Origin of the sequence: Caballeronia sp. dw_19, from assembly GCF_018449515.1 — a bacterium.
Taxonomy (GTDB): Bacteria; Pseudomonadota; Gammaproteobacteria; order Burkholderiales; family Burkholderiaceae; genus Caballeronia.
Genome location: NZ_JAAVUQ010000014.1, coordinates 57,646 through 82,465 on the forward strand (window position 1 = coordinate 57,646; position 24,820 = coordinate 82,465).

General features: G+C 59.7%; 20 protein-coding genes and 1 pseudogene. 4 read left to right on the top strand and 17 right to left on the bottom strand.

Features of this window, described 5'->3' with window-relative positions:
• Positions 1 to 100 precede the first annotated feature (100 nt).
• On the top strand, positions 101 to 892 hold the full coding sequence (locus HB376_RS19680) for an alpha/beta hydrolase (protein WP_213765347.1): 792 nt from the start codon (positions 101 to 103) through the stop codon (positions 890 to 892).
• A gap of 527 nt (positions 893 to 1,419) precedes the next feature.
• Here HB376_RS19680 and HB376_RS19685 read toward each other — a convergent pair.
• Positions 1,420 to 1,580, bottom strand: a pseudogene (locus HB376_RS19685) (IS3 family transposase); the annotation flags it as partial.
• Between the two features lie 329 nt (positions 1,581 to 1,909).
• Here HB376_RS19685 and HB376_RS19690 point away from each other — a divergent pair.
• The 3 genes from HB376_RS19690 (at position 1,910) to HB376_RS19700 (ending at position 9,428) form a co-directional block, all read left to right on the top strand.
• Positions 1,910 to 7,012: an autotransporter outer membrane beta-barrel domain-containing protein gene (locus HB376_RS19690; RefSeq protein WP_213765349.1), complete on the top strand. Its 5,103-nt coding sequence runs from the start codon at positions 1,910 to 1,912 to the stop codon at positions 7,010 to 7,012.
• A gap of 106 nt (positions 7,013 to 7,118) precedes the next feature.
• Positions 7,119 to 8,060, top strand: a complete 942-nt coding sequence (locus HB376_RS19695; protein ID WP_213765350.1) for a LysR substrate-binding domain-containing protein — start codon at positions 7,119 to 7,121, stop codon at positions 8,058 to 8,060.
• A 117-nt stretch (positions 8,061 to 8,177) separates the two neighbouring features.
• Positions 8,178 to 9,428, top strand: a complete 1,251-nt coding sequence (locus HB376_RS19700; protein WP_213765351.1) for a D-amino acid dehydrogenase — start codon at positions 8,178 to 8,180, stop codon at positions 9,426 to 9,428.
• Between the two features lie 17 nt (positions 9,429 to 9,445).
• Here the strand turns inward: HB376_RS19700 and HB376_RS19705 are convergent, their stop codons facing one another.
• The 16 genes from HB376_RS19705 to HB376_RS19780 all read right to left on the bottom strand — a co-directional run bounded on the left by HB376_RS19705 (position 9,446) and on the right by HB376_RS19780 (position 24,670).
• On the bottom strand, positions 9,446 to 10,846 hold the full coding sequence (locus HB376_RS19705; protein WP_213765352.1) for an FAD-binding oxidoreductase: 1,401 nt from the start codon (positions 10,844 to 10,846) through the stop codon (positions 9,446 to 9,448).
• A 163-nt stretch (positions 10,847 to 11,009) separates the two neighbouring features.
• Complete coding sequence (locus tag HB376_RS19710; protein ID WP_213765353.1) at positions 11,010 to 11,465, bottom strand: GNAT family N-acetyltransferase; 456 nt, start codon at positions 11,463 to 11,465, stop codon at positions 11,010 to 11,012.
• Between the two features lie 201 nt (positions 11,466 to 11,666).
• Complete coding sequence (locus tag HB376_RS19715) at positions 11,667 to 12,566, bottom strand: NAD(P)-dependent oxidoreductase (protein ID WP_213765354.1); 900 nt, start codon at positions 12,564 to 12,566, stop codon at positions 11,667 to 11,669.
• Between the two features lie 54 nt (positions 12,567 to 12,620).
• Positions 12,621 to 13,964: an MmgE/PrpD family protein gene (locus HB376_RS19720; RefSeq protein WP_213765355.1), complete on the bottom strand. Its 1,344-nt coding sequence runs from the start codon at positions 13,962 to 13,964 to the stop codon at positions 12,621 to 12,623.
• A gap of 34 nt (positions 13,965 to 13,998) precedes the next feature.
• Positions 13,999 to 14,778 carry a 3-hydroxybutyrate dehydrogenase gene (locus HB376_RS19725; protein WP_213765356.1) on the bottom strand — a complete coding sequence of 260 codons (780 nt, stop codon included), beginning with the start codon at positions 14,776 to 14,778 and terminating at the stop codon, positions 13,999 to 14,001.
• Between the two features lie 81 nt (positions 14,779 to 14,859).
• Positions 14,860 to 15,534: a GntR family transcriptional regulator gene (locus HB376_RS19730; RefSeq protein WP_213765357.1), complete on the bottom strand. Its 675-nt coding sequence runs from the start codon at positions 15,532 to 15,534 to the stop codon at positions 14,860 to 14,862.
• Positions 15,535 to 15,631: 97 nt separating this feature from the next.
• Entirely contained in the window at positions 15,632 to 16,405 is a 774-nt protein-coding gene (locus tag HB376_RS19735; protein WP_213765358.1) for a carboxymuconolactone decarboxylase family protein, read from the bottom strand.
• Between the two features lie 4 nt (positions 16,406 to 16,409).
• Positions 16,410 to 16,799 (bottom strand): cupin domain-containing protein, encoded by a 390-nt coding sequence (locus HB376_RS19740; RefSeq protein WP_213765359.1) that lies wholly within the window; start codon positions 16,797 to 16,799, stop codon positions 16,410 to 16,412.
• Positions 16,799 to 17,716: an NAD(P)-dependent oxidoreductase gene (locus tag HB376_RS19745; RefSeq protein WP_213765360.1), complete on the bottom strand. Its 918-nt coding sequence runs from the start codon at positions 17,714 to 17,716 to the stop codon at positions 16,799 to 16,801. Before HB376_RS19745 ends, HB376_RS19740 begins: the two co-directional genes overlap by 1 nt.
• A 17-nt stretch (positions 17,717 to 17,733) precedes the next feature.
• The gene (locus HB376_RS19750) at positions 17,734 to 19,077 is read right to left on the bottom strand and encodes an MFS transporter (RefSeq protein WP_213765361.1); all 1,344 of its coding nucleotides are present in this window, start codon (positions 19,075 to 19,077) and stop codon (positions 17,734 to 17,736) included.
• 74 nt (positions 19,078 to 19,151) lie between these two features.
• Complete coding sequence (locus HB376_RS19755; protein ID WP_213765362.1) at positions 19,152 to 19,547, bottom strand: carboxymuconolactone decarboxylase family protein; 396 nt, start codon at positions 19,545 to 19,547, stop codon at positions 19,152 to 19,154.
• A 39-nt stretch (positions 19,548 to 19,586) separates the two neighbouring features.
• Positions 19,587 to 21,017 (bottom strand): aldehyde dehydrogenase family protein, encoded by a 1,431-nt coding sequence (locus tag HB376_RS19760; protein WP_213765363.1) that lies wholly within the window; start codon positions 21,015 to 21,017, stop codon positions 19,587 to 19,589.
• 23 nt (positions 21,018 to 21,040) lie between these two features.
• Positions 21,041 to 21,925, bottom strand: coding sequence for an NAD(P)-dependent oxidoreductase (locus HB376_RS19765; RefSeq protein WP_213765364.1), 885 nt, complete (start codon positions 21,923 to 21,925; stop codon positions 21,041 to 21,043).
• Positions 21,926 to 22,049: 124 nt separating this feature from the next.
• On the bottom strand, positions 22,050 to 22,376 hold the full coding sequence (locus tag HB376_RS19770) for an NIPSNAP family protein (RefSeq protein ID WP_213765365.1): 327 nt from the start codon (positions 22,374 to 22,376) through the stop codon (positions 22,050 to 22,052).
• Positions 22,377 to 22,417: 41 nt separating this feature from the next.
• Positions 22,418 to 23,215 carry an N-acyl homoserine lactonase family protein gene (locus tag HB376_RS19775; protein ID WP_213765366.1) on the bottom strand — a complete coding sequence of 266 codons (798 nt, stop codon included), beginning with the start codon at positions 23,213 to 23,215 and terminating at the stop codon, positions 22,418 to 22,420.
• Positions 23,216 to 23,257: 42 nt separating this feature from the next.
• The gene (locus HB376_RS19780) at positions 23,258 to 24,670 is read right to left on the bottom strand and encodes an MFS transporter (protein ID WP_213765367.1); all 1,413 of its coding nucleotides are present in this window, start codon (positions 24,668 to 24,670) and stop codon (positions 23,258 to 23,260) included.
• Between the last annotated feature and the right edge of the window lie 150 nt (positions 24,671 to 24,820).

Consider the following 24,820-nt stretch of genomic DNA (forward strand, 5'->3'; position numbering starts at 1 on the left):
TCGGTCATTTGACCGATACAAGAGATCGCCCAATCAGCGCATTCTCCAATCCGCACACTGATTTCCTTCCTAACCCGATTTATTCAAGAGGATTCACATTATGAACACCCTGCTCAAAAAATGCCTGGCCGCTTCGCTGCTGCTTGGAGGGCTGTTGTCGCTTACCGCGTTCACCCCAGCCAGCGCCGCGTCTTCATCTGATGACCTGAAGGGCAAAAACGTGGTGCTGGTGCACGGCGCGTTCGCCGATGGATCGAGCTGGGATAAGGTTATCCCGATTCTTCAGGCAAAAGGCTTGCACGTGGTGGCGGTGCAAAATTCGCTCAGGTCGCTCGATGACGATGCAGCGGCGACGAAGCGGGTGATCGAACAACAGGACGGCCCCGTCATACTGGTCGGCCATTCCTGGGCCGGTTCAGTCATTACGCAAGCCGGCAATGACGACAAGGTGAAAGCGCTGGTGTACGTTGCCGCTTTTGCGCCCGACAAGGACCAGTCGATCAACGACATCTTGAAGGGGAAACCGGCGCCATCGTGGGCGTCCGCACTGCAGAAAGATTCCGCCGGATACCTGACACTTTCTACCGATGCAATCATTCACGACTTCGCCCAGGATTTGCCTGTTGCACAAGCCCGTCTCGTAGCCGCGACTCAAGGTCCCTGGTTCGCGGGCTGCACCGACGATAAGGTGTCGGAGGCTGCGTGGCATAACAAGCCATCGTGGTTCGTATTGACGGAAAAGGACCGCATGATTCCGCCGGCTTTGCAGGCCGCAATGGCGCAGCAGATCGGTGCGACTGTTGTCAAGGTTGATGCGAGCCATGTCGCGATGCTGTCAAAGCCAGCGGAGGTTGCTGCGGCGATTATTGCTGCGGCGCGGGCGGTGCAGTAAGTTGGTGTGGGAGGGTTTTGGGGTAGTGGTCGGGGTCTATGCCGGGTTGGTGCTTTCGGCCGTGGTGGTCTGCGAGAGTCGGATTTTCTCTTTATCACTATTAGCCACTGTGCGTGGCGGCACGTCATTTCTTTGTCCAAAGCGACAAAGAAACGAAGCAAAGAAAACGCTTTCAAAACGCGCTACCCTAAGTGTCCACAGCGTGCAGTTTCTATTCATAGGTGCCCCAAAAGCACGGTGCTCGCCAGAGCCACCGATGTGTGAAACCCTCCTTCTCCGAACACGGATACCCACACGCTTCGCCACCAGTGATTGAACCTGCAGAAGGTTCACCCCGCGCTATCCGCGTAAGACCTCCCTCCAAATATGTATCCATGTCGAACTTCACCGCTCCCCGGAAACAGGAGCGGTGAAGTTCCCTCGATATTTCGTCTTCCAGGAAGTGGATTTTATGCAACCCGCTCCTCCTGATTTTGTTCGCTGATCCGGCGGTCGAGATACTGGATTGGTGAGCTTTAGTCCAAGCGTCAAATGCAGCCGTTTTCGATTATCCCGTAAGAGGACTTCCTTCGGGAGCGTAAAAGACTTCAATATAGTCAAAACTCGCCGCCTTTATTTCGGCATGCGTGACGTAACGCATGCCATCAAATCGCTCGTTTTTGAAACTGTTAAACCAGATTTCAGTAGGGCGTTGACAAATTTATGCAAAAACTGGCAACTGTTTCATGCGAGCTAACGGCAATGCTCATTGCCTCGCCTTTCTCGTCATGATGCAGTACATTTGAAAAACTATTTTTTCTTGAAGGTAGGCCAGCCTGACTGTTTGCGCTTGACTTAACACTCTATGACCAGCGGCACGAGGTAGGTTTTATTTCGCATAACGAATAAATATGTTTCCGTGGAAAAGCGCTGAAATATAAAAATACTTACTTTCCCTGATTGCTTCGTAGTGCCGGAATATTCTGAACAGTGGCCGCTTTGATCTATGAAGGTGTAGTGGTTTTACATGGGGCGGAAATGAAAAAAACGAATTCCTCAAGAAAAATATTAGTTCTTCGGTTACGTTATCCATTGATAAAAGCGGCGATCAAAGCGCTGCTTATCGGAGTTCCGTTTGTATTAAGCTCAACTGCCTCAAGAAGTCTCTACGCCACCACCATCAATAGTTCAACCAATCCTGTTGTCTTACAAACGCTCGACCCCACCACCGCTATCTTCGTTGCACCAGTAACAACCACGGTCACCGTTAGCGGCACCGCTATTTCCGGTGATACTTCGAAAGACTGGCAACTGACCAACAACGGCTCGATTACAGCAAACGGTAATGGCAATACGGCGGGGATTTTGCTCAGCTCGGCTACGGTCAATGCAGCCCTGATAGATAACTTCGGCACCATCAAAGGTGCCGGTCCGAACTCGGCTGGCATCTTTCTGCCGAATGGCGGTACGGTTACCAACCACAACGGAGCGAATATTGGCTCTGCGGGCTTCTATGGCATCTCTTACAGTGGAGGCCCTGCCACTGCATTGATCAACGTGGTAAACGATGGCGCTATTTCTGGCTCTTCAGGTGGGTTGGTACTTGCTGGCGGGTCTGTCACGCAAAGTGCCACCGGGACCATTAGTAGCACCAGCGGCGTTGGTATTTTGAATAACAGCGGGTCAATCACCATTAACAATGCCGGCGCTATCAGCGGCTCTGCCTATGGTGCACTGTTACGCGGTACAGGGGTCGAGACCCTGGTGAACAGCGGCACCATTTCAGGCGGCAGCAGCGGCGTCGCACTGCAAAGCAGCGGAGGAGGAACGCTGACCAATTCCGGAACGATTACCGGTACAGGCGGCACTGCCATCAGTATTAGTGGTAGTAACACCCAGGTTATTTTGCAAACCGGCAGCGTGTTGAACGGCGCGGTTACCAGCACAGGCGCGGGCAACACGCTCGTGTTACAAGGCAATGGTACCGCGAGCAACGCGTTTAGCGGCTTTACCACCGTCTCTGCCCTGAACAGTGGCACCTGGACATTGAGCGGTAACGTGGGAACAACGGCCCCCAGTGCAGCGGCGTTAAACGTGCAAAACGGTACGCTGGTCATTACGGGTCAAGTGACGAATGCCGGGGCAGGAGCCGGGTCGAGCATTTCAAGCGGCGGCACGTTACAGATTGGTAACGGCGGCACCACGGGTGGTGTCAGCGGCAATGTGCTGGTCGATAGCGGCGGTCAATTGCGTTTTAACCGTTCCGATAACCTGACTTATGGCAACGTTATCAGTGGTTCCGGCGGCCTTACCCAAGCCGGATCTGGCACATTGATCCTGACTGGCAACAACACCTATACGGGTGTCACCACATTGAATGGGGCGCTGCAAATCGGCAATGGTGGTACCAGCGGCAGTATTACTGGAGACGTGAGCAATCAAGGTCAAAGCCTGACCTTTAATCGTTCAGACACGCTAGTTTACGGCGGAGCGATCTCCGGGACAGGACGGCTAATACAATCCGGTACCGGCACGCTTATCGTGACTGGCAACAGCGCCTATTCAGGCTCTTTGGCAATAACTTCAGGTACATTGCAAATAGGCAATGGCGGCACCAGCGGTAGCGTCACCCCTTCAGGCGGTGTCGGCAATAGTGGCATTCTGGCCTTTGATCGCTCGGATGCATTGAGCTTTGGTAGCAGCATCAGCGGTACAGGGTCACTGAAGCAAAATGGCAGTGGCACCACAACCCTCACCGGCAACAATACCTACACCGGTGGCACTACGATCAGCGCAGGCGCCTTGCAACTGGGCAATGGTGGCACCGCCGGTTCGATTCTCGGCAATATCACCAACAACGCAGCGTTAGCGTTTAACCGCTCGGATGCGGTGACTTATGCGGGCGTAGTCAGCGGCATCGGTTCGCTCACGCAAGCCGGCACCGGCACCACCACCCTCACGGGCAACAATACCTACACCGGCGGCACCACCGTCAACGCGGGCACGCTCCAACTGACCGGCACCGGCGCTATCGGCAGTGGTGCAGTCAATATCGCCAGTGCCGGCATGCTCGCTTTAACCCCCGTCAGTGGCAACTACGCGTTCAATAACGCGCTTACCGGCACTGGCTTGCTCGCCGTGTCGCTTGGCAGCGCCACCAATACGTTCGACTTCGGCACTGGCGCGGGCAGCACCTTTACCGGCAATGTCACGCTCAATCAAAGCACCTTTAATCTCTCTGCCAATAACACCGCCGCTCTCACGAACGCCACCCTGCAACTGAATACTGGCAACACCACGACAGTGGGCGCGGGCGTGCAAACCATTGGCAACCTGGCGCTTAACGGTAATACGCTCGCCTTCGCAAACCTGCTCTCCGGCACCATCCGCACCGGCGCACTCACTTTAAATAGCGGCACCGTGCGCATCGATCCAGGCAGTGCTGTCGACCCCACCGGGAACCTGCTCACGCAAGACGATGGCGCCAACACGCAACTGATTAGCGCAACCGGCGTCACCGGCAATACTTCTGGGTTCACGCTCACCGATCTGGCGGGCAACCCGCTCGCCACCTCGACCGGGAACATTACCCAAGGCGGCAACACGGTTGCTGTCGGCACTTACAGTTTTACGCTCAGTACCGGCGCCAACACTGGCTTGTATGCGGGTTACGGCCTTAGCCAGCTTGCTTTGCAAGCCGGCCAGACCCTCACGCTCGCAGGCGACACCCCCAACCCCGCCGGGGGCGCCGACATGAAGGCGCAGATCACCGGTAGCGGCAATCTCACAATCGATGCCACAAACAGCATCACTCTGATCAATGCCGCCAATGACTACACCGGCACCACCACTGTTAGCGGCGGCACGCTGGTGCTTGGCAGCGACAACGCACTGGGCAACACATCTTTACTCGCCCTCAATGCGGGCACGACGGCTGATATCAATGGCAAGACGCAGACGATCGGCGCGCTCGGTGGCGCAGGCACGCTTAACATCGATGCCGGTAATCTGACGATTAACAACGGCGGCGTCTTCAGCGGCGCCATCAGCGGCAGCAGTGGCGCATTGAATGCGAACGGTGGCACGCTGATTCTCACCGGTGACAATACTTTTACCGGTGGCACGACGATCAGCGCCGGGACCTTGCAGATTGGCAATGGTGGAACCACGGGCAGCTATGTTGGTGACATCACGGACAACGCAGCACTCACGTTTAACCGCAGTGACGCTACGACCTATGCCGGAGCGGTCAGCGGCACCGGTTCACTGACTCAAGCGGGCAATGGCACGACTATCCTGACCGGCGCCAACACCTACACCGGTGGCACCACTATCAGCGCCGGTACCCTGCAACTGGGCAACGGCGGCACCACCGGCTCAGTCTCGGGCGACATCACCGATAACGCCGCCTTGATCTTCAATCATTCGGATAGCTTAATTTTCGATTCCGTCATCAGCGGCACCGGATCAGTCACCCAGGACGGCACCGGCAAACTGGTCTTCAATGGCATCCAGACTTACAGTGGCAATACCAACGTCAATACTGGCACGCTCGCCATCGGCGACGCTGCGCACACCAACGCCAATTTAGCGGGCAGCGGCCTGGTCACGGTCGGCGCAGCGGGTGCGTTGGGCGGCTATGGCACGGTCACCGGGTCGGTGATTAATGATGGTTTGATTGGCGTAGGCAATGCGCTGCCCGCTTTCGCCAATGGCCCCGATGCGAGCTTTACGGTTGCCGGCAACCTCGACAATCACGGCATCGTGACGATGGCTAATGGCACAGCGGGCGACCGCATGACGGTAGGCGGCACGTATACCTCCAACGGCGGCAAGCTCATGATCGATACTGTGTTGAACGAAGGCGGCGGCGCATCGAACTCCGATTTACTGATTGCTGGCGCCACTGCCGTCGGTGCCAAGGGCGCCACGCAACTCACGGTGAACAATATCGGCGGTGCCGGAGCGGCGGGCGTCGATAACGGCATCATGGTGGTTCAGGTTCAGGATCCCACGCACTCGGCCGCTGGCGCGTTCATGCTGAGTGGACGGGTAGTGGCAGGTCCGTATGAATATCAGCTCTTTCAGGGTGGTGAGCAAAGTGCGGACGGCAACTGGTATCTGCGCTCTGAAGCTCCCACGCCGCCTTCGCCACCAACGCCTCCCACTCCCCCTAGCCCACCGCAACCGCTTTTCCGCCCCGAAGTGGCCGCTTATCTGGCGAACCAGCATGTGGCCGGGGAAATGTTCGTGCATAGTCTGGATGATCGCGCGAGCGGAACCTCGCAAAGCGCAGTGAACGGCGATGGCGCAGGTCGTCCCGGTTCAGTCTGGCTGCACATGGAGGGGCGTAACGAAGGCAGCGATAGCAGTGATGGCACCTTCCACGTAAACACCGATTCGTTCCTGATGCAAGGCGGTGCGGAAGTCGCCCAGAAAAAGCTCACACCCGGCGCTGATCTGCTGCATCTCGGGCTGATGGCAACTTACGAGACCGCCCAAAGCAACGCAGAAGCCGCTGGCAACCCGGCGACTGCGCGCGGCAACGTCGCGGGCTATAGCGTTGGCGCCTATGCGACCTGGTATCAGAACGATGAAAGTCGGCTTGGCGTTTATGCTGATACGTCGTTGCAATACGGCTGGTTTAACAATAGCGTTTCAGGCGAAGACTTGCCCACGGTGAATTACAACGCGCGCGGCTGGGCGATCTCGGGTGAGTTGGGTTATGCGTTTACGCCGCTCAATAACTGGGTGCTCGAACCCCAAGGCCAGTTGATCTACGTCGACTATCAGGAAGACTCACTGACCGAGCCCAATGGCACGCATGTGAATGGCGCCGATTCCAGCGGTGTGATTACCCGGCTTGGACTGCGGCTGCAACGCACCTTCCAGCGCAGCGCCAACAAGAAAATGCAGTTCTACGCCACGGCGAACTGGTGGCACACGAGTACCGATAGCTCGATCTCGTTTAATCAGATACCGGCAGGTAGTCTTTATCCAGAGAATCGCTATGAGGTAAAGCTTGGGCTCAATGGCGATCTTGGCAAGGACTGGAGCGCCTGGAGCAACGTGAGTGGCGCATGGGGCGCGCAGAACTATCACGCGTATGTCGTGCGCGCAGGGGTCAAGTATGCGTGGTGATAAGGGCGGCTTATATAACTCGCAGGCGGCTCTGCCCGAGAGCCTTGTTCCAAACGATCGGTGTGTGTCGTAAGCTGCATGGCGATGTCAATCCAGGGAGACTCAGGTGCGTTTGCGACATATCGAAATCTTCAGTGCGATCATGCTCACCGGCTCGACCAACGGCGCGGCCCAGCTTCTGCACATCTCGCAGCCCGCCGTCAGCAAAATGCTGCAGCACGCCGAGCAGTCCGCCGGTTTCGCGCTGTTCCTGCGCAGCAAAGGCAAACTTGTACCGACCCCCGAGGCGCTGCGGCTGCGCGAAGAACTCGGCCCGTTCGATGAACAACTCAAGCGGATCCGGCGTCTTGTCACGAGCTTGGCGCACGGCGCTGACCGACCGTTGCGGGTAGCCGCTACGCCGGCGCTTGCACACCACGCGTTGCCGCAGGTCATGGCGCGCTGGTGCCGCGCGTTCCCGCAGTCCAAGTGCGAACTGAGCGTCGCGCACACCCGCGAGATCGAACACGCGCTGCTGTTCGACGAGATCGAACTCGGGTTGACCATGCGGCCCGTCTCCCATCCCAACCTGGTTGCCACGCCCGTGTGCGAAAGTACGCTGTGCGCCATTGCACCGGCCGGCTGGTGGGCGGACACCCTGCTCGACCAGCCGCTGACAGCAGACGATCTGGCAGGGCAACCGCTGATCACCATCGATCCAGACGACTACCTTGGGGCGATCCTCTCCGCGTGGCTCGATGAGGCCGCCCAGCCCCCAGTCAGCAATTTGTCGGTGCAGACTTATCCGCTTGCGAAGTCGCTGGTGCAGCAGCGCATCGGCATCGCGATAGTCGATTCGTTCACGGCGAATTATCCCCAGCTTCATCCGGACATCCAGATCCGGCCGCTCGCGATTAACGAAACCCTGCAGGTGTACGCAGTGACCGAACACTCGCGACCGCCGCCGCAATCAGCGGAGCGGCTCATCCAGTTCCTGCGTGACGATGCGCCCGGGTCGTCGACCAGGACATCGGCCAGGACATCGACCGGCGAGTCGTCGCGGAGTTAGATGCCGTTGCGAGCGCTATAACCAGCGGCTATAGCGCGAGCGCTGGTCGATATTGGACGCCGTTTGCGAGCTGCAGAACAATGTCCTCCAGCTCAACCAACCACTGACCTATATCCCATGCATGTGCTCGTACTTGGAGCCGGAGTCACCGGTCTGGCCACGGCCTGGTATCTGCGGGAGGACGGCCACACCGTCACCGTCGTAGAACGCAATGAGGACGTTGCACTCGAATCCAGCTTTGCTAACGGCGGACAGCTTTCGTACAGCTATGTCGCACCGCTCGCCGGTCCGGGGGTACTGTCAAAGCTGCCGTCCTGGCTGTTGCGCCGTGACTCGCCGATCCGCTTTCGACCGCGCCTCGACCCGGACCAGTGGCGTTGGCTTGCGCAGTTTGTCTGTGCTTGCACGCAGCGTAAAAGCGAGTTGTCTACCCGGAGATTGTTGGCGCTCTCGTTCCTGAGCCGTGATTTGATGCGGCAACTGCAGGCTAGCGAGCCAGGCTTGTACTTCAGCCATTCGAATGCCGGCAAGCTGGTGGTGCACCGCAAGCGCGCTTCATTCGACGCCGCGTTGCGTCTGCTCGATTATCAACGCTCGCTCGGCTGCGAACAGCAAGCGCTCGATACCCGTGAGTGTGTGCAGAAAGAACCAGCGCTGGCGCATCTCGCTGGGCAGTTGCAAGGGGGCATCTTCACGCCCAGCGAAGACAGTGGCGACTGCTATCAGTTTTGTGTCGAGATGAGCCGTCTGCTGCGAGCACGCGGCGTGGAATTCCGGCTCGGTACGACGGTCACGGCCTTGCGTCGCGCGAAGGCTCGCGCCCAACGGGTCGAGGCAGTGGCCGACGACAAGACCATCGATGCTGATCAAATCGTGCTGGCAGCCGGCGCCGCCAGTGCCGCGCTGCTCAAGCCGCTAGGTCTGCGGGTTCCGCTTTATCCGTTGAAGGGCTATAGCCTGACCGCCCAGGTCGACCCGCACGGCAACGCGCCGCACATCAGCATCACCGACTTTGAACGCAAGATCGTCTATGCCCGGCTCGGCGACCGGCTGAGGATCGCCGGCATGGCAGACGTCACCGGTCGTCAAGCGGATATCGATCCGTCTCGCGTCGCGACGCTACGCGCTGAATCGGCTGCGGCGTTTCCGAGCGCCGGTAATTTCGATGAAGCCACCGTCTGGTGCGGCCTTCGGCCCGCCACGCCGCACAGCACCCCGATCATCGATTCAACGCAATACGAAAACCTCTGGCTCAACCTCGGACAAGGTGCACTTGGTTTTACACTCGCGCTTGCAAGCGGCCGATCGATTGCAGATCTGATCGCACGGCGCCCTCCGGCAGTGCCGCTCGACGGTTTTACGCTGTAAGCGCTCGCATTGCCACGCTAAAAAATCTTGCCGGGGTTCAGGATGCGTGCGGGGTCCAGTGCTTGTTTGATCGCGCGCATTGACGCTACATCCGCCTCCGAACGCGTCAAGTGCAGGAAGTGTTTCTTCTTGATTCCTATGCCATGCTCCGCGGAAATGGATCCCCGGAAGTCTCTCGTCACGTCGTAGATGACCTGGTCGATTGCATCGTGATCGTGCTTCGGCAGGCGAGGCACGTCCACCACAATATGGATATTCCCATCGCCAAGATGGCCGTAGATCATGATCGTGGCGTCCGGCCATTGGGCGCGCAGTTGCGCCTCGCAGCGTGACGCGGCCTCGCCCACTTGCGCAATGGAAAAGCTCACGTCGTAAGCCGCGTGATTCGGGATGAAGCGCTGATATTCGCCGGGTGCATCGCGGATTGCCCAGAATGCCTGCGCATGCGCCTCGGTCGAAGCCAGCGCGGCGTCGGTCACTACGCCCTCCTCCAGCATTGCGGCCAGGAACTCTTCGAACGCGTCACCGTGCCGGACGGGATCGGTTCCAACACTTTCCAGCAACACATAGAACGGATGCGGCGAGTCAAGCGGGGCACGCAAATTGTCCAGGTTGGCAAGCACGGTATCGTGATAACCCGCCCACATGACCTCGAACGCCGATACACCTGGAGCCAGCCCTGCCTGAGCGCGCCGCAGCAGCGTGGTGACGGCGTCGAAACTGGGCAATCCACACCATGCTGTCGCCGTTGCCGTGGGCTTTGGACGCAGACGCAGCACCGCGCGGGTGATGACCGCGAGCGTGCCTTCGCTGCCGATCAGCAAGTTGCGCAGATCGTAACCGCTGTTGTCCTTGATCATCTTGTTGAGGCCGCCCACGATCGCGCCGCTCGCCAGCACGGCCTCGATGCCCAGCACCTGGTCGCGCATCATGCCGTACTTGATGACCCGATTGCCGCCCGCGTTGGTGGCGAGGTTGCCGCCAATGGAACAACTGCCGCGCGCGCCAAGGTCAAGAGGGAAATAGAAGCCGGCCGCGCTGGCCGCGTCCTGAACCACTTGCAGCGGCGTGCCGGCCTGAACCGTCATGGTGCCCGACACCGCGTCGATCTCCACGATCTGGTTCATGCGATCAAGACTTAGCGCGACCTCGTCGCCGCGTAGATTGGCGCCGCCTACCAATCCTGTCAGTCCGCCTTGCGTGACGACCGGCTGCGAGTAGCGAGTACAAATCTCGAGCGCAGCCACGACCTCGCGGGTGTCGCGCGGCCTGATGAGCGCCAGCGGCACCGCGCTCGGCAGTCCGCTCCAGTCCTCGACACGGCGATCGCCAAACTCACTCGGCAACGCCACAACCTGTGCGCCGAGCGCTTCCCGTAACGCGCTGACTGCTTCGCCTGGTGTTGCGTTTGCTTCCATCTCCTGTCTCCTCGATGCACGGCTTCAATCGCGCCGCCGCACTCTGTATTCTGATCACCCAATCGTATAACCGCCAAGGAACACTACACCGCCGATTTTAGTTTGATGCACAGTTCCGGCCGAGATGAAGTTGATAGGGCGAATTGACTCACGAAACCAAGCCTCAGGCCGCGATGTGTTTCTGCATGAACACACTCAGTGGGTCGTTCGTGTAATCGCCAAACGGTCCCCGGCGCTCATAGCCGGCTGAGGCATAGAGAGCCAGCGCCTCATGTTGGTACGGCCCGGTTTCAAGCTTGAGTAACTTGCAGCCAGAGCCTGTTGCCCCTGACTCGAGCAGAGCCAGGAGGTTTTTGGCGACGCCTTGCCCCCGGCCGCGAGGACTGACATACATGCGTTTGAGTTCGCCAAATTCAGGGCAGAGGACAATCGCCCCACAGCCGATTGCCTGGCCCGTACTATCCCTCGCAACGGCAAACAAGACGTCGGGTTGCTTCAACGATGCCAAGTCCAGGGCATGCCGGCTCTCTGGCGGGTACAGGGTGTCCTGGTAAGCGTCCAGCTCGGCAACGAGGGCGATTACGTCAGGCTGATCGGGTGATTCGAAGGCGATGGCCATGGCTGAAGAAGGGGAAATTTGACGAAAAGGAAGTTAAAGTACGCCACGCTTCGGAAATTTGTTTTAAGTGAGCATACAGGGCATCATCGGCCCATTGCCCCACTTACTCAACTTCCCCGCAGTCCTCGACCAAGCAACAGCCCCGCGTCGCGAAGGCGCAAACGGCTCTCCCAATGAACGCCAGGATATCTACCGCACCGTCTAACCAGCGATACCCTTGCCATCCGACCAGCTCTCAACATACTTGACGAGTTCAGTCATGTCGCGAGCCTTGCCGTCCTGCATTGCCGCGTAATTCCATACCTGACGTGCGGTGTTACCTAACCACATCGGCACGCCAAGCGCCTGGCACTCTTCCACCGCGAGTCCGATGTCCTTGCAGACGCTGCCGATCGGAAAGCCGAAATCGAACGTGCGCGGCAACACCTGCTTCGGAAATTTATCGAGTGTCGCGCCGTTCTTGCCACTGCCCGCGTTGAACACCGACATCATCACGTCCGGGTCGAGTCCGCCCTTCACCCCGGCTACGAACGCTTCAGAGGTAATCGCAAACGCCGTCGACGAAAGCATGTTGTTCAGCAGCTTGAGCAATTGTGCCTGACCTGCCTTTTCTCCTACGATGAACACCTTCCCGAAGATATCGAATAGTTCGCGCACCTGAGCAATCGCTTCCGGCTTGCCCGCGGCCATGACGGCGAGCGTGCCTTTTTGCGCGCCGGCCGCGCCGCCGCTGATGGGGGCATCGACGGTTTCGATGCCTTTTTCAAGCAGTCCCGCCGCCACTTCCTGTTCCGTGCGCGAGCCGACGGTGGACAGGTCGACCAGGATCCTGATCGTCTTGCCATCTACCAAACCGTCTGCACCCAATGCGACTTCCTTGAAGATCGCGGGCGTGGGCAGGCTCGTGAAGACGACGTGCGCGCTATCGGCCACTTCGCGCGCGCTACTTGCCACCTGCGCGCCGATAGCCGATAACTCCGCCAGGGCATGCGCGTCGCGATCGTAGATCACCAGGGAATGACCGTGCTCGATCAAACGACGCGCCATGGGACGCCCCATGACGCCAACACCCACAAAGCCCAACTTCATATGCTCCGACATGATGCTTCCTTGACAGTGATGAATGGTGTACTTGCCATATGCGCGCTTATAGACTTACAAACAGGCGAGCTGCATGGGCAAGGACGCATCAGGCGCGCTTTCCAGCGCCCATAGCGCGTCGATCAATGGGTTCGGCTTGCAACCAGAGCCGCCGTATTCAGCTAGCTCCCTGAGCTTGTTTTCCAGGTCAGTGTCCGCGAGCGGCGCTTGCAGGCTGCCGCGCGCTGCATCGATACGGCGCGACATCGTCTCGCCCGAGCGCAACGTGAGCGTCACCTGCGCAGCTTCGACGGAATATGCGGGGCCATCGACGAAATCCAGACGGCTGGCGAAGGCCCGCAACAGTGGATCAGCCACTGCGGCATCGGTAAATTCAGCGAGACCTGCGCGGCCTCGGGCAAGCGCGACCGCCACGCTGTGTTGCGCGCTGACCTGTGCTTCGCGGCCAAGCGTGATGTTCGGCCGGTCGGTTCGTGCGCGCAGCAGCGGGTGACCTCTCAGCGTTACGCGCTCGACATCGGCGAAAGAGAAGCCCGGTGTCGCCGATAACCCCAGGCACGCCTCAATCACCGGATTAAGCACGACGCCGCACGGGTAAGGCTTGTACGTATTCGATAAGAGCGCCCATTCGCGGCCGATTGTGGCGAATGCTGCGTCCACGCTGGCGTCGGTGGCTTCGCTCAGCACGCGCAGGAAGCCGCGCTCGCCTTCGATGGGCCGCTCGGGTCCGGCCAACCCTTCTTGCGCGAGCAGCGCCGAGAGCAGGCCGTTACGGGCGGCATTGCCCACGCTGATGCTCTTCGACATGCTGCCCAGCGTTTCGACCAGCCCGGACGATTGCGCCGATGCATGGCCAAAGGCCCAGCCGATTTTCGCAGCGTCCAGATTCAGGACTTTCGCAATGGCCGCCGCCGCGCCGAACACACCGCAGGTGGAGGTGATGTGCCAGCCTCGCTGATAATGCCCCGGCGACACCGCATTGCCCAACCGGCACTCGATTTCCACGCCGAGTACGAACGCCAGCAACCATTGCCGGCCGCTCAGCAGTGACTCCTGAGCGAGCGCGAACAACGGCGCGGCCACCGGCGCAGTAGGGTGAATGATGGTGGGCAAGTGGGTATCGTCGAAATCGAAGACGTTCGCGCTCATCGCGTTCAGCGCGGCCGCATTCAGGATGTCGGTCTTCTCCCCGCGTCCGACAAGCCCCGCTTCATGCCCCGAACTGAAACGGCCGTACACGTTCACGGCTTTACTGATGCCCGGGTCCGAGCACCCCGCAAGCGCCACTGCGAAGTAATTCACCAGCGCGCGCTTCGCCTCGTGACGAACCTTCGGCGGAATGTCTTCCCACTGCGTCTGCGCGACGAACGAGGCCAGCGTACGCGTGATGTCTTTCATGAATGTCTCCTCCCTCCGTACCGAGACGGGGCGTTCAGCCGGCGAGCCAGCCGCCTTCCATCGGCATCATGGCCCCTGTTATCTGACTGCCCGCGTCTGAACAAAGGAACACGACCAGTTCTGCTACATGTGACGCGCTGACGAATTCGCCGGTGGGTTGCTTGCCGGCGAGGAACTGCTTCACAGCGTCACTATGGCCAAGACCTTTCTCCTCCATCAACTGCGCAATCCGGCTTTCGATATTCGGCGTTTTCACCGTGCCCGGGCAGATCGCATTGCACGTAATACCCTGATGAACCGTCTCGACTGCAACCGCGCGCGTCAACCCGAGCAGCGCTGTCTTGGTCGTCACGTAGTCGACGCGATTCGGCGTGGCCCGTGACCCATACACCGACGTCATGTTGAAAATTCGACCCCAGCCACGCGCACGCATGCCGGGCAGGACCAGCTGAATAGCTTGAAACGCTGCCGTCAGGTTGACTGCCAGCGCCTGGTTCCATCGGTCCGCAGGAAAATCCTCGATCGACGCAAAGTGCCGGACAACTGCGTTATTGATCAATATATCGATACCGCCCATACGTTCGCACGCCGTGTCCATCAGGGTCGAGACAGCGTGAGGGTTGGTCAGGTCCGCTTGAACATAGGCGGCCTTGACGCCGTAATCCTGCTCGATCCGGGCTATGGAATCACATACGCTCTCCGGCGCTTCAAGTCCATGGAGAACGACATTACAACCCGAACGGGCGAGACCTTCGGCCATCGCAAGTCCAAGCCCATTTGACGACCCGGTGACCAGTGCGGACTTTCCTTTCATAAAAAGTAATCCTAATCAAATGAGAACCTTCCCACCTGAGCTTTGCGACGACAACCCGGGCGCGAACGCCCGGGCAAACGCCTAGACGCTCGCGGTTTCCTCCAGCATCCGCCTGGCCGCCTTCTCTGCATTCGCCACATGCAAGCGCGCGGCGGCCTCGGCCGCCTGCGCATCTCGCGCCTTCAGCGCCTTGAACAGCTTGTCGATTTCCTTGAGACTCGACGGCAGCCGGTCGGGGTGCATCAGCGACGTCGCGCGGAGCAGGTTCACCCGCGAATAAAGACTGGTTAGGATTTCTTTCACCAGAGCGTTGCCGCAATTGTCGAGCAACACGTCATACAGATCCGTCTTCGCTGCCAGCACGCCGGCCTGGTCGCCCGTCATGGCCTTCACCTTCAGCGCCTTCACCGCTTCTCCAAACTGCACGATAGCGGCGTCGCTCGCTATCCGCGCAAACTCACCCGCGGCAAACCCCTCTAGAAGCCCGCGTATGGCATACAACTCCGACGCTTCGCTCTTCGAAATGACCGCGACCATAGGTCCTTTGTGCGGCACGCTGCAGACCAGCTTCTCGGCTTCGAGCCTGCGCAATGCTTCCCGAATCGACGTGCGGCTCACACCAAGCGTCTCGCACAACTCGCGTTCCACCAGGCGCGCGCCCGGTGCAAAACGCCCGGACATGATGGCCTGGCGAAGGACAGTCTCGACCTGATGCCGTAATGTTTCCGGTCGTATCAAATCCATATCGGATGGCATGATTGTATTCCCGTCAGACGATTTACCAGTGAGCCATGATACTCGAAGTCCCAACTGAAACCGCCATTACGCAAGACGTTGCGCGGTCGGACGTTACCTACGCGTTGTTGTGTTCGAACTCATCCAAGGCAGCTTCAAGGATCGGTGCGGCCAGTACGGCGCCGTGTATGCCGATGGTGCTTACAATTTCCAGCACTTCCATGATCTCCTCGGCCGTCGCGCCGTAACGAAGCGCGTTGCGCATGTGAAGTTTCAGGCCCGGCACGTAGAGGTGTGTCGCGGCGGCATCGAATGCGCAGTACATGAACTCCTTGACCTTGGGTTCCAGTACGCCCTCACGCCACGGCACGGAAGAAAATGCCACGTAGGTTTCAAACAGATCAGGATCGAGTTCGAGAAAGCCTTCCCACGATGGATGCCAATACCCGCGATTCTCGATGAAGCTTTCCTTCAGCGCGGCACGGCGGGCATCGAGCGGCGCCGGACCCTGGCGTTTTCCCTCTTCTTCGAGCACTTCGATCAGCACGGGGACGCCCACGTTCGCAGCGTGGATACCCACGGTGCTCGCGAGCTGGATCACTTCGACCAACTCCGCACGCGTTGCACCCGCGCGAAGTGCCGCGCGCACATGCTGCGCCACGCCCGGCGCGTAAAGGTGAGTCGCGGCCGCGCAGGCGGTGATCGCGACAAACGCTTTCACCTTGTCCTCGAGATGATTCTTCTTCGACGGCACCGCCGAGAACGCCACGTAAGCCTCGAAGAAGCTGGCGTCGAGGCGCAACAAACTCTCCCAGCCATCGCTCCATGTGCCGTGCACATGCGTGAAGGCATCCTTCGCTTGCTGCTGCCGCTGTGTCAGGGGAGTAGTCATGACATCAGCCCACCGCGTTCTGGTACACCGCTTCGGCAACCTCTTCTTCCCAGATCGTCTTCCCGAGCGAGGTCGCCGTATGAACCATGTAGCTGTTGCGTCCTGCGCCGTGCCAATGACGCTCATTAGCGGGGATCCACACCACGTCGCCTGTGCGGATCGCCTGCGGCTCGCCGCCATCGACGCACACGAACCCGCTGCCCGATGTCACTTGCAGGATCTGCCCCTGCTCATGCGTGTGCCAGAAGGTACGCGCGCCCGGCGAGAAGAATACGTTCGCGATGGTGACTTTGTCGGTCGTCGGCATGATCGAATCTGCCCACACGACGCCGCTGAACGTAGCCGAGCGTTGCTCCGATACTGCACCGTCAGCCCTGCCGCGAAACACTTTCATTACTGTTCTCCTGTTGAAGAATTTTTGCCATCCTTGAGACGTACGCCGCCCGACACGTCGCCGATCGCATCGACTACGCGGTTGCTGATCACGTCGCCGTAACCCAGCGCGGTGGCCAGCCCGAAACTCGCCAGCGGACCCGACGAATTCAGCGAGGACACGCCCAGCTCGCGCACGCGGTCGATATAAAGCACGACGTCCTTCGTCATCAGCCTGCTGGTCAAACCGCCCTCCAGGTAGTCACCATCGACAATCTTCGGAAAGCGGTTCTGCGTGGCGAAGTTCACGCCGCTGCTGCTGTTGAGGACGTCGAGCAAACGATGGAGATCGAGCCCCGCCTTCTTGCCCGCGACCATCACCTCGGCGGTCGCCGACAAACTCACCGCGTTCAGGAAGTTGTTGAGCAGCTTGGTCGTATGGCCCGCGCCGCTCTCGCCCATGGTGATTGTCTTGGTGGCGATCGGCTTGAAGACCCACTGGATTGCTTCGATCGCGGCGGCGTCGCCGCCAACCATCAGCGTGAGCGTGCCCTTCTCCGCTGCAGCGGCGCCACCGGAAATACCGGCATCGATGTACTGCACGCCACGCTGCTTGAACAGCGCGTTAAGTCGAATAGTAGAGCTTGCAGCGGCCGTGCTCAGGTCGACCACGGTCTGTCCTTCGCGGCACGAGGCGAGAATGCCGTCCGGTCCCTCCACCACCGCTTCAACCACTTTGCTATCCGGCAGCGACAGCAGCACGACGTCGGCGAACCGGGTCACTTCAGCGATCGACGTCGCCGCCCGCGCGCCAACTGCCGGCGCGCGTTCGGGGGCGGTATCGAAGCCCAGCACTTCAATGCCCGCCCCGACCAGACGGCGAGTCATGCGGCCGCCCATGTTGCCCAAACCGATGAAGCCAATGCGTTGTGTATTCATGAGTCTCTACCGTAAGTTCAAAAGTCGACGTGCTTCGTTTCCGGTCCCATCAGCGCGCCGACCGTACCAATCACGCCACCGATGCACAGCAGGACCACCGGCGTGAGCCGCAACGGCATGAACGCACCCAGCCAGTTCATATAAAACGCATAAAACGACGGGATGATCACCGAGAGGCTGAAGCCCACGCCAAAACCAGTGGCGCGGACATCTGTCACGAACCGCTCGTTGATGTAAGTCACGATCACGCCCCATGGCGAAGTGACCAGCACCGAGAGCAGCATGACCAGCAGCATGATGACCGGCAAAGACAGGCCGTCCACGTTGGAAAGCACATAGAGAATGACGGCGCCCACAGTCGCGATCAGCGGACCCACCACCACGAAAAACGTGCGCCGCCCGATTTTCTGACCGAGCATGCCCGAGCCGATATAGCTAAAAAACAGCACGAAATACGACAGCAGCAACGTAAGCGACATCTGGAAACCGGACAGGTGCAGCGTGTGCACAAGCAGGCCAGTCGGCATGAAGATCGTGATGATGTTCTGCGTGAGCCAGAAGCCCGACATCATCAGCAGGACCTGCAGCAGGTTGCGTCCGCTCTTGCCGCGAAGCAGATCGGAGAGCGGCAGTTTCTCCGGCTTCTTTTCGCCGGTCTCGCTCTCCCAGATCTCCGACTCCGAGACTTTATGAACGTAGTACAGCGCGAGAACGCCCGCCAAGACCGAGCCAATGACGAACGGAATGCGCCAGCCCCACTGCACATACGGCGAATGCAGGCCGTTGAGTGGAAACACGGCGAACATCACCATGGCAACCAGGTTGATCGTCACGTAGGCCGCGGGGAAACCGGCAATGATCAGTCCCCCGACGAAGCCGCGCTGCTCCTTCTTCGAGTATTCGATGGCAAGCGGCATCGCACCCGTGTAGCCACCGCCGAGGAAAATGCCGTCGATAAACCGCAGGATCACGAGCAGCCAGTAGGAGCCGATACCCAGCGTTTCATAGCCCGGCAGCAGGGCGATCAGCAATGTGACGACGCCAAATCCGGAGACCGAGAGAATCGACGCCCGGCGACGCCCTACCCGGTCCGCGACCATGCCGAACAGCAGCGCGCCAATCGGGCGGCCCAACAAGGTGGTGATGAAAACGAGGGAAGCGAGGATTGCCTCCATGCCGGGCGCGAGATGCGGCGGCTGGAAGAAGAACAGCACCGGGGCGAGCACGACGACCGGCAGGTAAATGTCGAACATGTCGATGAATTCGGAGAAGAACGCGCCCTTGATCGCGTTCCTGCGTTTCTCATCGACGGACTGCCCGGTAGCCGCCCTTGCTGCGCCGTGTGTCGTGACTGCTTCCATGCTCGTCTCCATTGATGTCGTGTTGCATCGCTCGCGGATGCTTATTGAACGTCGAACCCCGGGAACGTTGAACCTCAGCCCTTGGCGGCGTCGGCTTCGTAGGCCTTGATCGCATCGGTCGCGACCCGGAAGGCCGCGAGCGCGAGGGGGGCGCCGCAGTACACGGCGGCCTGCATCAGCACCGCGCGAATCTCCTCCTTCGTGACGCCGTTCTTGAGCGCGCCTTTCACGTGCACGGACAACTCGTGATGCTGGCTCATGGCGGTCAGCATGCCGATGTTGAGCATGCTCCGGGTCTTGAACGTCAAGGTGGGATCGCCCCAGATCTCGCCCCATGCGTATTCAGTGACGAGCTTCTGCATCGGCCGGTTGAAGTCGTCCGCGTTCGCCCAGGACTTCTCGACATGCGGTGCGCCGAGCACTTCCTTGCGGTTCTCGAAACCCTTGTCAAACAGTGCGTTATTTTCCATAGCTTGTCATCCTCTGGTGTTACGTCATTTCCGGGTGCGTCAGGCGTGACCGTAGCCGACCATCGCCTTGATCTCAAGGTATTCGCGCAGGCCCGCTTCGCCCCATTCGCGGCCATTTCCCGAGCGCTTGTAGCCACCGAAGGGCGCGTTAAAGTCGGCTGCGGGATAGTTCAGGTGAACGCCGCCCGCGCGGAGCTGGCGGCCGATTTTCCGGGCGCGCTCAATATCGCCGGACTGGACATACGCCGCCAAACCGTACTCCGTTCCATTAGCAATCCTGACCGCTTCGTCCTCGGTGTCATAACCCATGATGGACAACACCGGTCCGAAGATCTCCTCGCGCGCAATGGTCATGTCGGGCGTGACATCCGCGAAGATTGTCGGTTTGACGTAGTACCCCTTCGATAACCCGTCCGGCCGCCCCGTTCCTCCGGTAACGAGCCGCGCGCCTTCGTCAATACCCTTCTGGATCAGCACCTGCACGCGCTCGAACTGGTTGCGGTTGACAAGCGGTCCGAGCTGCGTGGTCTCGCTGTCCGTTGCACCCACGCTATAGCCCGATGCCGCGGCTTTCGCGATCTGTGCCGCGTCGTTCATCATGTGACGCGGCACGAGCATGCGGGTGGGAATCGAACAGGATTGTCCGGAATTGGTGAAGCACGCGGCCACGCCGCGCGTGACGGCATCGTCCAGGTTCACGTCATCGAGCAGGATGTTCGCGGACTTGCCACCGAGTTCCTGCGCCACGCGCTTGACCGTCTCCGCCGCCATCTTTGCGACCAGAATGCCGGCGCGCGTCGAGCCGGTGAACGAGACCATGTCGATATCCGGATGCGACGCGATCGCCGCGCCCACGCCCGGTCCATCGCCATTCACCACGTTCAGCACGCCCGGAGGAACCCCGGCTTCATGCGCGACTTCGGCGAACAACAGCGCGCTCAGCGGCGAGTATTCGCTCGGCTTGAGCACCATCGTGCAACCCGCGGCCAGTGCAGGCGCGATCTTCACCACGATCTGGTTGATCGGCCAGTTCCAGGGCGTGATGAGTCCGCAAACACCTATGGGTTCGAGACGCACGCGCGTGGTCCCGCGCTGTTCCTCGAACTCAAAATTCTCCAGCACGCCGATCAATGCATTCAGATGCGCGGGACCGCGCGCTGCCTGACCTTTGCGCGCAAACGCGATCGGTGAGCCCATCTCGATGCGCATTGCTTCGGCGAATTCATCGTATCGCCGCTCATAGACCTGAACGATCCGCCGCAGCAAGTCGATGCGCTCTTGCACCGACGTTGCCGAGTAAGCGGCAAATGCTTTACGAGCCGCAGCGACCGCACGATCAACATCGACCGCATTGCCCAACGCCAGCCGATCGATCCTGCTTTCAGTTGCCGGATCGATCAGGTCGAACCAGGCCGGCGAGACCGGATCGGTCCATTGTCCATCGATATAAAACTGAGCCGCACGAGACATGTTCGTCCTCTCCGTTTGCGGGTTCATTCGTCGTTCACCAGCAGCCGATACATCTCGGTGTGGTCCGTAGCGGGCGTCGAACGTTGCGACACCTCGTCCCAAACCGACGTGCATGTCATGCCGAGCTTCATCGGATAGCCCACTGCTTCGGACAATGCGCGTGCGATTTTCAGGTCCTTGTTCATCAACTGCAACGCAAAACCGGATGCATAGGAGCCCGACAACATGAACTGCTTGACCTTGTTTTCCGAGGTATTGCTGCGTCCCGTCGATGCATTCAGGACGTCCGTCATGGAAGCCGGGTCAATCCCGAAACGCTCCGCAATATGCAGCGCCTCCACCGTCGCCATCAATCCGGCCGCCGAGACGTAATTGTTCAGCGCCTTAGCTGCGTGTCCCGAGCCTGCCGTGCCGATATGCAGCACGCTCTTGCCCATGGCCTCGAGCACCGGCCGGCAAGTGTCCAGCACGGCTGCGTCGCCACCGGCGAGGATCGCGAGCGTGCCCTCCTTCGCCTTCTTCACACCGCCGGAAACGGGCGCATCGAGATAGTCGAGTCCCATCTTCTCCAGCGTCGCGCCCAGCTTGCGCGAGCGCTCCGGCTCCGATGAACTCATGTCGATTACAACCGCGCCTTTGGGCAGGAGACGCGCCCACGCCTTCGCGTCGCCATCGAGCAGCACGCTCTCCACGATCGCCGAATTCGGCAGCATGGTGATCAGTGCATCGAGCGATGCGGCGTTGTCAGCATCCAGCCGCGCCGCGCCAACTTCCTTCGCCAGCGCATCGGCACGGGACACGTCGGCATCGGCGAGAAAAAGTTCAAAGCCGGCCTTCGCCAGACACTGCACCATGGGCGTGCCCATCATTCCCAGTCCGATAAAACCAATTCGTTGCGGTCGCATCATCTGTCCTGCCTTCGTGACTAAAGCTCAAATCCGACGAGCGGCAATACCCGCCGCATCCATGAAATAAGTCTATACGATTGTATGACAATCAGTCGATAGACAATTCATCCGGGTTTTCCCTGCCTCACTTCAATGCCGAGAAAGCCGTGGGCGTGAGAAACACGTTCTCGATTCGCTCGACGATCATCTTCTCCGCCTCGCTCGCCGCGCGCTTGGCGATCCAGTCCGCGTCGGCCTGGAATGCGTTCCACTTGGTCTCACGTTCGGCGAGGCTTTGCCACTTCAGCAGGTAGGTAAGCGCATGATTGCTGGGCCCGATCAGCGTGGTCCAGAAACCGATCTGTTCGATGCCATATTTTTCGAAAAAGCCCAGCGTCGTGGTGCTGAACCGTTCCTGAAGCGCCGGCAGACGGCCCGGCAGGCAGTGATAAACGCGCATCTCTACAATCATGGTCTTGCTCTCCGTCAGGTAAGAATCAGAGTGAGGGCTATTCAACGCGGCGCCACATCCAGGCGTGCGATCCAGCCTTCGGTTTCGCGGTCATGCGGTGCATAGACCTTGAGTACTTCGGGATCGTGACCCGGCACGACATGATCGGGCGAGTCCGCCAGGTGCATGACGGTCTTGAAACCCTCCAGCATGTCGCCAACGTTATAGACGATCGGGTACGGCCGGTTCTCGCGTATGTTTGCGTAGAAATGAGAGGCGTCGGAGGCGAGCACGACCCAGCCGCGCTCCGTGTGAACGCGTACCACCTGCAGGCCATTTGAATGACCGCCGACCCAGTGCACGCTCAAGCCGGGCGTGAGTTGCGAATCGCCGTCGTGAAACTCCACGCGGCCATCGAACACCCGGCCGACCATCGCCTTGACGTCTTCCGGTTCGAATGGATGACTCAGTGCGTGATGACACATGCAGCGACCCGTGCAATAAGCCATCTCCTTGTCCTGCACGTGATAACGCGCCTTCGGAAAGAGCGCACGGTTGCCCGCGTGGTCGTAGTGCATGTGCGTGAGGATGACGTCGTCCACCGATTCCGGCCTGATGCCGATCCGTTTCAGACCGGCTTCAACCGGGTTGGTGATGGTGCGTCCGCGCTGTTGCGCCATGCTGGTGTCGAACCCCGTATCCACGATAAATGCGCGGGACTCGCCAACGACCGCCCATACGAAATAATCGAGTGGCATGGGGACATCGTGCGGATCGCCGCCAATGAAGTTCTCGGTGGAACGGCGCGCGTGGTGCGCGTACTTCACGGCGAAGATGCGATAGTTTTCAGGCGTTGGCATGAGCTGGGATTCCTTTCTTTGCGGATGGCTTTCGAGCGGAGGCTATTTGAGCGCGCTGGCCGGGCTCGCGTCCGCTTCGGGCGGGGTTTCGACTGTCGCTGCCCCCGCAATCTCTTCGAGCGAACGATTCTTGGTTTCCGGGCCAATGGCCGCCACGATCACCGCTTGCAGCAGCAAGGTGCCGGCAATCATGGACACCACGCCGGCTATGCCGAACGATGCAAACGCCATGGCGACGAGATACGGAACCAGGATGTTGAAGCCGCGGCCGATCGTGTTGCACAGCCCCGAGCCGCGTAAGCGGACTTCCGTGGGAAAGAGTTCGGGCACATAGCTCGCCACGCTGAATGACGACAGCACGTAGATGCACGCGGTTATTGCAAAGCCGCAGGCCGTGATCATGGTCTGCGTTTGCGCGAACGGATACGCAACGGCGAATGCGATTCCGATCAGGGAGAACGCGACAATGCCCCACTTCCTGCCCAGACGTTCTGCGAGTCCGAAGGCGATCAGCGAGCCCAACGGGCCGCCCGCGAACATCAATGTGGTCAGGCCCAGCGAGTTGGAGACGCTATGTCCCTGTTTCACCAGGAAGGTCGGAATCCAGCTGACGAATGCGTAATTGACCGTGAACAGTCCGATCAGCACGGTGATGCCGGTGATTGTGCGTTTGATCAGCCGGCGTGAAAAGAGATCGGCCAGGCGCGCCGGCGTCTCGGGTGCGGTGTCACGCGAAAGAAGGTCCACGGACACGTGCGGATAGTCCGGTGAGCCCGCGCTCACCCCGCAAGCGGTCTCGATCCGTGTCACGATCTCCTCGGCTTCCGTGGTCCGTCCACGCGATGCCAGCCAGCGCGGCGACTCCATCATCGACTTGCGCAGGAACCAGACGATCAGTGCGCCGACGCCTGCAATGGCGAACATCCACCGCCAGCCGTAATGGGGAATGATCAGCCAGCCGATGAACGTGGAGAAGAACAGCGACGTATTGATGATCAGGTTCAGAATAGTGCCGAAGCGTCCACGCCATGTCGCTGGGATGAATTCGCTGAGCGTGCCGTAGCCCACCACGATCTCCGCGCCCATGCCAAGGCCCATTACCAGTCTGAAGAAGATAAGCCAGTAGATATTCGGCGACAAAGCTGCGGCGATCGATGCAAAGCCGTACACGCCGAGGTTGAACTGGTAGGAGAAGCGCCGTCCGAAACGGTCGCCGAGCAGGCCCGACAGCCAGGCGCCTGCCATCATGCCGATGAAGGTTGCGGAGACAAAACCCGCGTTGAGCTGCAGTGTTGATTCGCCGCTGTGGATCATCGCGGCGAGCACCGAGCCGGCAATGTAGATGTCGAACGAATCGAAGAACATGCCTGCGGCGACGAGGCCGAGCAGCCGCCAGTGAAAGCGCGAGAGCGGCAATCGGTCGAGACGATATCCAATACTGGCTTCGGCTAGCATCAACGTTTGTCTCCTGGGGTTTGCTGCGGTGCAGCCTACTTTTTTGGATTCGGGTTTTTAACTTATTATATGTCTATCATACAATCCGTCAAGAATATGATCAGGGGTGGGGGCTGCGCTTGGTCGGGGGTGGGTTGCAGGGGTGGTGGT